Below are 9,957 nucleotides of genomic sequence, written 5' to 3'. Positions count from 1 at the left end.
TCTGCGATTGTATTTCAAACTATAGTCTGCCGATAAAATTTTAAAATTTTGCGGGATAAAATTTCATAATTCGGTTTCGTCGAAGTTTTGAATCGGGCTTCGTTAAAATTTTAAAATTTAGTCTGGTTGAAAATTTTAAAATTTTGTGAAGTAAAATTTCAAAAATACTTTTCGGAATAAAATTTCTACAACTGTCTTTCGCGCAAACTTTGCAAGCCTCCTAATATTCGCCCGTGAAGCTCGCTTGAGCGACGCCCGAGTAGGACGAAAGCAGATGCAGGCATTTCGCAAAAGCAGATGCAGGCGGCGCAACCCGCCCTACTCGCAGCCCTCGGGCGCACAGCCTAAGCTCGTGTGCACAGCTTCGGACGCAGAAGTACAACCACTCTAGCGCGCAGTCGGACGTAGGGGGATAGCTATTCGCTGCGGCTCGTGCACAACTCATACGCAGGAGAGCAATCGCCCAGACCGCAATTTAGACACAGTGATCCAACCGCTCACGCTGCGGCTCGCGGTTCGTTCGAGCACAGGGAAACAACTGCTCTTGCGTGTGTCAGGCTCATTTAAGCCAAAAAATCGAACTAGGCGTACGAAACTAATGTTATCGCAAAAACTGCGCGCTTTGAATTCGTTTGAGCAGGAGAGTGCAGACCGCTTAAAATTTTAAAATTTAGGCTCGAAAAAGGTCTCTTCGTGGATGTTGGCAAACGCCGCTTGCAGGCTGATAAAAAACCTCGGATGGGCCTTTTCATACTGCGCCAAAAGCTCCTTTGTAGCGGCGCGCGCGGTGGGTTCCTTGCCGCCGTATTGCCTCGCGGGGCAGACATCCTCCTCGCGCATTATCGGAAGCTCGTTATCTCTGGCACAGGCTGCGATTTGGCGCTCGCGCGTAAGAATAAACGGGCGGATGATCACAAGCCCGTTTTCGGCGACATAGCGCGGAGCGAGGGTGCGCAGCGCGCCGTTGAAGGTGAAATTCATAAAAAAGCTCTCCGCGGCATCGTCGAGGTGGTGGGCGATGGCGATCTTATTAAAGCCGTGCTCAAGCGCGTAGGAGTAGATGTATCCGCGCCTCATACGCGAGCAAAAACTGCAAAACGTGGTGTTTGCGCGGATTTTTTCTTTGCCGAATTCAAAAATTTTAGTATCGATTATCTCGTAGGGAATCTCGTGCTCTTTAAAATGGGCGCTTATCTCGCGCAGATCCTCGCCGATACCGTAAGTAACGGTGACGGCTCGAAACTCCCAATCTAGCGGGCTTACGCTTTGGAAGTGCTTTAGCACGTGCGCCAGACTCATGCTGTCCTTACCGCCGCTAAGGGCTAGTAAAATTTTATCGCCGCGCTCGAACATCTTGTATTTGGCGTTGGTTTGTCCGACGCGGCGCAGTAGCTTTTTGGAGAGGTTTATCATAACCTTTCGATCATTTTTAGGACAAAATTTGCGCTCGTCTGCGCGCTTTTTACCATAAACTCGTCAAAATCGAACTCGGCTTTGTGTCCCGCCTCGTCGCTTATCGCGCGCAGTACGCAAAACGGCACGCCCAGCGCGTCGCACACCTGCGCTACGCTCGCTCCCTCCATCTCGACCGCGCTCGCGTCAAACGTCCGCTCGATCCAGCTCTTGCGCTCCTCGCCGCTTACGAACTGATCGCCGCTAGCGATGACGCCTGATTTTAGCGTGATGCCAAGCTGTTCTGCGACGCTTTGCGCGATAGAATTTAGCTTCGCGTCGGTTTGGACTGAAATTTTACTTCCCGGCACGAATCCGTGCGGATGCCCAAACGCCGTGATGTCCAGATCGTGCTGCACGAGCGAGGTGGCGTATAAAATTTCGCCGATCTTAATGCCGCGCTTCAAAGCCCCCGCGACGCCTGTAAAAATGAGCGCGCGCGCGCCGAATTTCTCGATCATAACCGTAGCCGTCAGGGCGGAATTTACCTTGCCGATCTTCGAATACGCGATCACGAGATCGTGGCCGTTAAGCTTGGCGGCGTAGAATTTATTATTCGCATGCTCCACAGCCTCCACGCTCACGCCCCGCTCGCGCAGCGCGGACAGCAGCGGCTCGATCTCTTCGGGCATAGCGCCTAAGATCGCAACTTTCATCCATTCTCCTTTGCAAATTTCAAAAACTCGTCTAGGCTCGCAAGATCCGTGATGCTGAAGGTCGGCTTCTGCGTGATCTTTTTGTTTATACCTTTTAAAACCGCCGCGCCGAACTCGATGAAGCAGTCCGCCTCGCTCTCGTAATTTTTGATGCTTTGCTTGTAAAGCACGGGGCCGACAAGCTGGGCTTTCAGCAGCTCTAGCGCTTCGGATTTCGTCGTGTATGCGCGCGCTGTGGCATTAGCGACGACTGGAGCAAAGCTCTCTTTTAACGCGGGGCGCAAAAATTCCAAAAGCTCGTCGCTGGCGCTTTGTAGCATAGGGCAGTGGCTCGCGACGCTCATATTCAGTAGCATTGCGCGCTTTGCGCCCGCGGCTTTAAACTCGCCCTCGAGTGCTGCGAGATCATCTTTTTTGCCCGCGACTACGATCTGCCCGTCGCAGTTATAATTCGCCGCCCAAACCTGCTTGCCCGCGCTCGTCGCATCCGCGCAAATTTTCTCGACCGCCTCGTCGGCAAGAGCCAAGATCACCATCATTCCGGCGCCTTTGCCCTCGCAGGCGCTCTGCATAAGCCTGCCGCGAATATTTACGAGCTTTAGCATCTGCTTCGGCTCCATGCCTCCCGCAGCGCTTAGCGCGCTAAACTCGCCCAGCGAATGGCCAAGCAAAAACTGCGGAGCGATGTTAAGCTCTTCTTGATCCGCTCTTTCTTGCAGCGCCGCAAGCGCCATCATAGAATTTAATGCAATCGCGGGTTGCGTAAATTCCGAAACGTCAAGCTTGTCGCCGGGCTCAAACAGTAAATTTTTAAAATCGATGTCGGTAAAACTTGAAGCCTCATCCAAAAGCGCGCGCGCAGGATCGGAGTTCTCATAAAACTCCCTGCCCATACCTACGCTTTGGCAGCCCTGCCCTGGGAAGATAAAAGCAAATTTCATAAAAAAGTCCTAATGCTCGTGATGGTGCCCGCCGCAGCACTCGTGATCTTTCCCGTGATCGTGACCCCCGCAACATTCATGACCGTCTACATGCCCATGGCCTCCGCAACACTCGTGATCCTCTGCATGATCGTGTCCGTGTCCGCCGCAGCACTCGTGTCCCTCGTGATGATTATGTCCGCAGCCGCAGCTGTGAGCACCCTCCGGCTGACCGGTAAGAATTTCGTCCGCCGTCGCTTCGCGGTTCTCGACGATTTTTACGTTAAATTCCAGCTCCTTGCCCGCGAATGGATGGTTGAAATCGATGGTAACGTCCTGCTCGCCGATAGCTTTGACGCTCACGCGGGTAGTCGCGCCGTCCTCCGCCTGACCGAAAAGCTCCATGCCGACGACCAGATCGATGCCCGCAAACTGCTCTTTAGGCAGGATTTGCACGGCGTCCTCTCTATACTCGCCGACCCCGTCGCTCGGGCTTATGCGAACTGTTTTGCTCTCGCCCGCTTGTAGATTTAAAATTTCATCTTCCAGCTTTTGGATGATTTGATCTTTGCCGCTAAGAAAGGCGATCGGGTCGGAGTTTAAATTTGATTCTAAAATTTCGCCGGTTTTGCCGTCTTTTAGCTCGTAATGCATCTTTATAACTCGGTTGTTAGCCATAGTTTTCTCCTGTTTAAAATTTTATTTTTGATTTTGTATTTAAATTTAGGTTATCTAGTGGGCGCGGCTTTGGCTTCTTTGGAGTCCGGGTATGAAGCCTTTAACGCTTTGTAGAATTTATTTGCGCTGTCTTTATCGCCGATCTTATCGAAGCTGATCGCGGTGTGATAGAGTAGCTTTGGGGTGTAGTCTTGGCTCTCGTTGTGCAAGATACTCTTTTTATAATAGTTTATCGCTTCTGCGTATGAGCCAGAGAAATATGAAATTTCGCCCAGCATATAGTTTGCCTTAGCGGGCTTGTAATTTTTAGATACTAAATAATTGTAGCGCTCTTTTGCACCGGAATAGTCTTTTTTGGCATATAAAGTGTCGGCCTCTTTCAACACCGAAGCCTGATCTTTTGATTTAAAATCGGAATCTGATTTTGTACTAGCGGGGGTTGAGGCAGCACCTGCGTCTAATTCAGCGTTTTTTTTTACGCTGCCGCCGCTACCTAATTTTTTATTGATTTCAGCGATTTGGGCTTTTATAGTTGCGATATCTCGTTTCATCTGATCTAGCTCGCTGTTACCTTGGCTTTTGCCAGTAGCGCGAATTTCTAGATCCGCTACCCTATTTTCCAGGTTCGAAATTTTAGAATTTGTTCCTTCAAGAACGCTTCGCAAACCTTCGACACTCTCGCGTGTATTATCTACACTAGTTTGCATCTCGCTTATACGCTTGCGATTGTCGCGCAATACTTGTTCGTTTTCAGTTAACCCGTAAGAGCTACCTGAATCAATATTGCCAGCATCAAATGCGGAAGTTTCTGCATTTAAAAAAGTGGCAGCTCCCAAAAGAGCCGCCACCGTGAAATTTTTAAATTTCAAACTAGAATCCAACTTTGAATTCGTCGCGTCTGTTTTGAGCGTCGCACTCTTTAGAATGCTCTGTGCAAGCCATATTGCTCTCGCCGTAGCTTACTACGGAAATTCTGCTCTCATTTACGCCTTGAGCAACCAATGCGTCTTTAGCTGCAGTAGCTCTCTTTAGGCCAAGAGCATAGTTGTACTCATCAGAACCCCACTCATCGCAGTTACCCTCAACTTTAACGGTTAGAGACTCTGCGCCTGCTTGGTTGAATAAAGCTGCGTTATTATTGATTGTGCCTTGTTGATCGGCTCTAATATTAAATTTATCAAAGTCGAAATAAACAGTACCAACTTCACTTTGGATCTGAGATGCCAAAGCAGCTAGTCTATCTGCATTACTTGTGCTTGTAGTATCGGCCTCTGGGGTCTTTTTAGAACAACCGCTCAATAATAGAGCAGCAACTGCTATCGAAGATAAAACTAAATGTTTCATTTTCTATCCTTTCAAAAAAAATTGAAGTCATTATATCACGAGATTTTTTAATATTTTACCAATCAACCGATTGAATTTTACCCACTCTTAACGGAAATTGGAAACTTTTATTCTCGTTAACCCTGATAATACCTACCGAGCTTCCGCTGCCGTCTTGCTTGATAAACATAATGCTGCCGCCATCGCTAGAAAATCTAGGAAACATATTTTTGCCACTAGCCGTTAACTGGCGAATCATATCGGTTTGAGTAGAGATTAAATATATATTAAATCCGCCCCCGCCGTCGCGACTAGAGTAAGTAACATAATTGCCATTTGTGCTAATGGAATTGTTATTTTTGCCGTGATAGACGAGCTGCTGAACGTTGCCGCCGTTTATGCTAGTGGCAAATACGTTCGGATAGCCCAGACGATCGCTCACAAAAGCCACGCGCGAATCGCCGTCAATAAAATTTCCATTTACATCAATGCCTGCATAATCAGTAATTTGCTTAGCGCTACCCGAAGCTATATCATATAAATAAATATCGGGTTGATCTTTAGGCGCATTGGTGATTAGAAGCTTTCTGCCGTCGGCGCTTACATCTGAAGCTATCGTCATGCCATGACCGGTAAAAATTTTACTCTTGCTACCGTTGGATAGATTAAATTTATAGATAGCGGGCGTATTTTTATTGACATAGTAGGTATAATAAAATTCGTTCTGCGCCGCGCTTGCCCATTTAGGGAAGATATTTAATCCGCCACGAAGCACAACCTGCTGGTAAGTAAGCGTATAGTCAGCCACCATGATCTCGCTCTCACGCGTCGAAGTGTAGCGAGAGAGCAAAATCATCTCCTTCATCCAATCGACGTTTGAGTACCCTAGCTGCTTGACGATCTCAGATACCGCCATGTGTGCCAAAAACGGATACTTTTCAGCATTTGAAAGCGTAAAGCTCTTCTCATACATCACCCTGCCGCTGTTTGCTTCGAGCACTTTGGCTTTTAGGCTCATCGGCGAGCTTTTATCACTTACCGCGTAGCGCACGATGAGAGCGGCGCCGCTAGAACCCAAATTGCTGGAAGCGTCCGCATCGTAGCTGCTTTGTAGATACTCGTCGCTGACTTCAAAAGTCGCGCCGACCTTTAGATCGCCCACCATAAGTTTAAAGAATTTGTTGCCAAATTCTGAATTTGCAAGGTTCGATGCATCCTGAACAACGATTTTAGGGAGATTTACCCCTTCGTTTACGATAGACATAGTCGCATCTGCCGCGAAAATGCTACTACAAAATGCAAGAATCAAAAGTAGTTTCTTCATCTTTTCTCCTTAAATTTAATTTGATTTCGCAATCTCGGTTAATCTTATATTAAGTTTATGAAGTTTATATCCGGGGATTTTGAAAAATTTTGCTCCGAAAGCCCCTTTAAAAATCTGTCAAGCTTTTGGTTAAATTTTATATCGCGACCTAACTCGATAATTTTATAACCCACCACTCGTCCGTCCGCGCCGAAAGTAACCTCGACCGCTGCGTCATCGTTAGTGGTAGCATCTTGTTTTAGCCACAGATATTCTAGCTTCTTTGCAATATCTCCATAATAAGCCCTAAATTCTTTAGAATTTTGAATTTCGGTGTTTAAATTTGAAGAGGTAGAATTTTTAGCAGAATCCACATCTTCTGCAAAAAGCATACAGCAAAAGGCAAAAATACAAAAAAGTCTCTTCACTTTTTTTCCTTACAAATTCTAATTTGTCTTCATTACGTCGGACATCCTAGTATCAATCTCGTGCGACGCCCCGTCGGGAGACTTCGGGAAAGTCTGAGTCGATAGATTATCCAAAAAATCTCGCAACTTCTGGTTAAATTCCGTCTCTCGCCCCAACTCTATAATAGTATAATCCGCCACTCGCCCATCTGCGCTAAAGACTATTTTAATCCTTGCGTCGTCCTTCGCGGTCGCAACATATCTGCTCCATAGAACTTGAAGCTTCTTTTCGATAGCGCCGTAATAAGCGTTATACTCGCCCGTCCTTTGCGTCCTGCCGCCAAGCTTATCGGATTTGACGACAGCATTTTTAGATGCCGCTTTATCCTTAGCACTAGAGGTGGCGGTTTCTTTATCGGACTTTTTATTACTCTGAACGGCGTCGCTAGCTTTGGCACTTTGCTCAACTTTTTTCATATCAATGCCACCAAAAAGATCGCTCAAGCTCGGTTTTTCCTCTTTTTTTGGCTCCGGCTTAGCTTCCTCTTTTTTCTCTACTACTTTTTCGGAAGGTTTATCTTCCAACTTAGGCTCAGGCTTGGGCTCCTCTTTTTTGGGCTCAGCTTTAGGCTCGTCCTTTTTAGGTTCCGGCTTCGGCTCTTCCTTCGGCTTTTCGGGCTCTTTCGGCTTTGCCTGCACCGGAGGAGGCGGGACTACTTGCGCCGTAGTCTTTATTTTATCCTCCGGCACATCCTTCACATTCTTATTGTCAAACTCGCCTTGCTTTGTTTCTTTAGCGATTTCAGGCGCGGACGGAAGTTTATCATCTATTTCGAAATCAAAAGTAACATCCATATAATCGTTGGGATTGTCAGTATATTTTTTAAATTTTTCCTGCGGCTTTGAAATTTGATATAAAAGAACAAAAATCACCAGCAGATAGGCAAAAAGGGCGATTAAAAACGATTTAAAATTATCGTATTTAACCCCCGTAAAATTTGAATAATTAGCCATTTGTTTGAAGCGCGACTTTAGTAAAACCCGCTTGCTTTAAGCTCTTTAAGACAAACATTACATCGTCATAAACGAGTCTCTTATCGGCTTGGATATAGACGGGTTTTTCCAAGCTATACTTGCCGGTGCCTTTAAGCAACACGAGATTATCCGGGAATTCAGCTAGGCTCATCGAGCCTTTGTCGATATAAACCTTGCGATCTTCGCCGATACGCACAAGCAAGAATTCTGCGGTATTTTCCGAAACCTGTGCTTTTGAGCCACTAGGCAGTTCGATCTTCTCATCGTAGATAATCGCCGTTTGCGCGACCATTAAAATCGCTAGCAAAACAAGCATAATATCGACGAGCGGAGTGATATTTAACTCTGGATTTTCGTCGAAATTATACATTAAATAGCTTTTCCAGTGTTTGCTTTAAATAGCAAAATATCCGCTGTACGATTTATAATGCTCATAACTTCGTATGCTTTGCGTTTTATAAGTAAACTAAAGGTGTATGCGGGGATCGCTACAAAAATTCCGCATCCTGTGGCAACCAGGGCCTCGCTAATCGCAGGAGCGATAGTATCGATGCCGGAATTTCCACCGCCGAGCTTGGAAAATGTGTGAAGTATGCTAACAACTGTACCGAACAGCCCGATAAACGGCGAAGTGGAAGCGACGATAGATAACCAGGTAAGTCCGCTAGTGGAGTCGCGTTCGGCCTTGCCTTTATAAATTTCCAAGGCTTCTTTTGAAATTTTATCGGTATTTACTTTTTGAAAAATAGAGCCCGAAAGCGAAATCCTACCGCCCATCAGCAAGGATTCGAGTGCCTTTGCTTCGCGGTGTTGCCATGCACTAAGCCCTACAAATCTGGAGATCAAAATCGTAAAAGTGACGATAAAATAGATGGATAACCAAGAAAGCACGAATATCGTAATAAACGTGCTTCTCGTAAAATAACTTAAAATTAGATCTAGCATATTTAACTTTGCCTTGCGAATTCGTCGACTCTAGCCATTATCGCTGCGGAATTTGCCGCATCGGAGCTAATGGACGCAAGCATATCTTTGGCGCGCTGCAAAGACTTTGCTACGGCGCTTTCGCTATCACCTCCGATAGCTACGGCTTGAGTGGCTAGGATAGTAGTTTTTTCTTCGGTAACTTCCAAAAAACCGTCATTTACCAAAACAAGCTGCTTTTTGCCGTCTTTATCTACGATCTCGACAACGCCACCTTCACTTTTATCTTTAAGCCCCGTTAGCAAGCTCGCATGCCCTGGCAAAATACCCATTTCGCCAGTAATGCCGGGGAGCTGGACGGATTTGACTTCGCCCGAAAAGACCATCCCTTCGGGCGTAACGATATCTAAAAGCAAAAATTCTTTCATCTTAAAATTCCTATGCTTTCATCTTTTCAGCTTTTGCCACTACCTCGTCGATATTTCCTACCATGTAAAAGGCATTTTCCGGCAGATCGTCGTATTTGCCCTCTAAAATTCCCTTAAATCCCGCAATAGTCTCCTCTAGCGAGATATATTTGCCCGGACTTCCGGTAAATACCTCGGCTACGAAAAACGGCTGAGATAGGTAGCGCTCGATCTTTCTAGCGCGCTCGACTACGAGCTTATCCTCTTCGCTAAGCTCGTCCATACCTAAAATCGCGATAATGTCTTGCAAATCTTTGTATTTTTGAAGCACCGCTTGGACGCCGCGAGCGACCTTGTAATGCTCCTCGCCGATGATTTGCGGATCAAGCATTCTTGAGGTCGAATCAAGTGGGTCAACGGCAGGATAAATTCCTTTCTCAGCGATCGCTCTATTTAAAACGGTCGTCGCATCGAGGTGCGCGAAAACGGTCGCAGGCGCAGGATCGGTAAGGTCGTCCGCAGGTACATAAACGGCCTGAACGGAGGTAATGGAGCCCTTCTTAGTAGAAGTAATGCGCTCTTGTAATTTACCCATTTCGCTAGCAAGCGTAGGCTGATAACCGACCGCGGACGGAATTCGCCCTAAAAGCGCGGACATCTCCGAGCCCGACTGCGAGAAACGGAAGATATTATCGATAAACATCAAAACATCAAGCCCTAGCTCGTCGCGGAAATACTCGGCCATCGCAAGGCCGGTTAGCGCGATGCGATTTCTCGCCCCCGGCGGCTCGTTCATCTGACCGTAGGTTAAGGCGACTTTATCCAAAACACCCGATTCTTTCATCTCGTTAT

13 protein-coding genes are annotated in these 9,957 nt (G+C 46.7%); all 13 read right to left on the bottom strand.

Features of this window, described 5'->3' with window-relative positions; all coding sequences use genetic code 11:
- Positions 1-663 precede the first annotated feature (663 nt).
- A complete protein-coding gene (locus Q0605_RS10455) occupies positions 664-1,413 on the bottom strand; it encodes an ATP-binding protein (RefSeq protein ID WP_298062601.1) in 750 nt (249 codons plus the stop codon).
- A complete protein-coding gene (locus Q0605_RS10450; protein ID WP_297900639.1) occupies positions 1,410-2,108 on the bottom strand; it encodes a 5'-methylthioadenosine/adenosylhomocysteine nucleosidase in 699 nt (232 codons plus the stop codon). The genes Q0605_RS10455 and Q0605_RS10450 overlap by 4 nt, the downstream gene beginning before the upstream one ends.
- Positions 2,105-3,049: an ACP S-malonyltransferase gene (gene fabD / locus Q0605_RS10445; protein WP_298706814.1), complete on the bottom strand. Its 945-nt coding sequence runs from the start codon at positions 3,047-3,049 to the stop codon at positions 2,105-2,107. Before fabD ends, Q0605_RS10450 begins: the two co-directional genes overlap by 4 nt.
- A gap of 9 nt (positions 3,050-3,058) precedes the next feature.
- On the bottom strand, positions 3,059-3,706 hold the full coding sequence (locus tag Q0605_RS10440; RefSeq protein ID WP_298706813.1) for an FKBP-type peptidyl-prolyl cis-trans isomerase: 648 nt from the start codon (positions 3,704-3,706) through the stop codon (positions 3,059-3,061).
- A gap of 50 nt (positions 3,707-3,756) precedes the next feature.
- Positions 3,757-4,575 (bottom strand): tetratricopeptide repeat protein, encoded by an 819-nt coding sequence (locus Q0605_RS10435; protein WP_298706812.1) that lies wholly within the window; start codon positions 4,573-4,575, stop codon positions 3,757-3,759.
- 1 nt (position 4,576) lies between these two features.
- Complete coding sequence (locus Q0605_RS10430) at positions 4,577-5,050, bottom strand: OmpA family protein (RefSeq protein WP_291938293.1); 474 nt, start codon at positions 5,048-5,050, stop codon at positions 4,577-4,579.
- Between the two features lie 55 nt (positions 5,051-5,105).
- Positions 5,106-6,353: a Tol-Pal system protein TolB gene (gene tolB / locus Q0605_RS10425; RefSeq protein ID WP_297997010.1), complete on the bottom strand. Its 1,248-nt coding sequence runs from the start codon at positions 6,351-6,353 to the stop codon at positions 5,106-5,108.
- Between the two features lie 44 nt (positions 6,354-6,397).
- Positions 6,398-6,760 (bottom strand): TonB C-terminal domain-containing protein, encoded by a 363-nt coding sequence (locus Q0605_RS10420; protein ID WP_298706811.1) that lies wholly within the window; start codon positions 6,758-6,760, stop codon positions 6,398-6,400.
- 18 nt (positions 6,761-6,778) lie between these two features.
- Complete coding sequence (locus Q0605_RS10415) at positions 6,779-7,753, bottom strand: TonB C-terminal domain-containing protein (RefSeq protein ID WP_298706810.1); 975 nt, start codon at positions 7,751-7,753, stop codon at positions 6,779-6,781.
- The gene (locus Q0605_RS10410; protein ID WP_298706809.1) at positions 7,746-8,144 is read right to left on the bottom strand and encodes a biopolymer transporter ExbD; all 399 of its coding nucleotides are present in this window, start codon (positions 8,142-8,144) and stop codon (positions 7,746-7,748) included. The genes Q0605_RS10415 and Q0605_RS10410 overlap by 8 nt, the downstream gene beginning before the upstream one ends.
- Positions 8,144-8,719, bottom strand: a complete 576-nt coding sequence (locus tag Q0605_RS10405; protein ID WP_177389416.1) for a MotA/TolQ/ExbB proton channel family protein — start codon at positions 8,717-8,719, stop codon at positions 8,144-8,146. The genes Q0605_RS10410 and Q0605_RS10405 overlap by 1 nt, the downstream gene beginning before the upstream one ends.
- 2 nt (positions 8,720-8,721) lie before the next feature.
- Positions 8,722-9,126: an ATP synthase F1 subunit epsilon gene (gene atpC, locus Q0605_RS10400; RefSeq protein ID WP_291938303.1), complete on the bottom strand. Its 405-nt coding sequence runs from the start codon at positions 9,124-9,126 to the stop codon at positions 8,722-8,724.
- A 10-nt stretch (positions 9,127-9,136) separates the two neighbouring features.
- The coding region (gene atpD, locus Q0605_RS10395; RefSeq protein WP_298706808.1) for a F0F1 ATP synthase subunit beta at positions 9,137-9,957 on the bottom strand (821 nt) is incomplete at its 5' end.

The organism is uncultured Campylobacter sp. (assembly GCF_938017705.1).
Lineage (GTDB): Bacteria > Campylobacterota > Campylobacteria > Campylobacterales > Campylobacteraceae > Campylobacter_B.
Note: the sequence above shows the minus strand (reverse complement) of the source record. Positions and strands in the feature narration are given on the sequence as shown.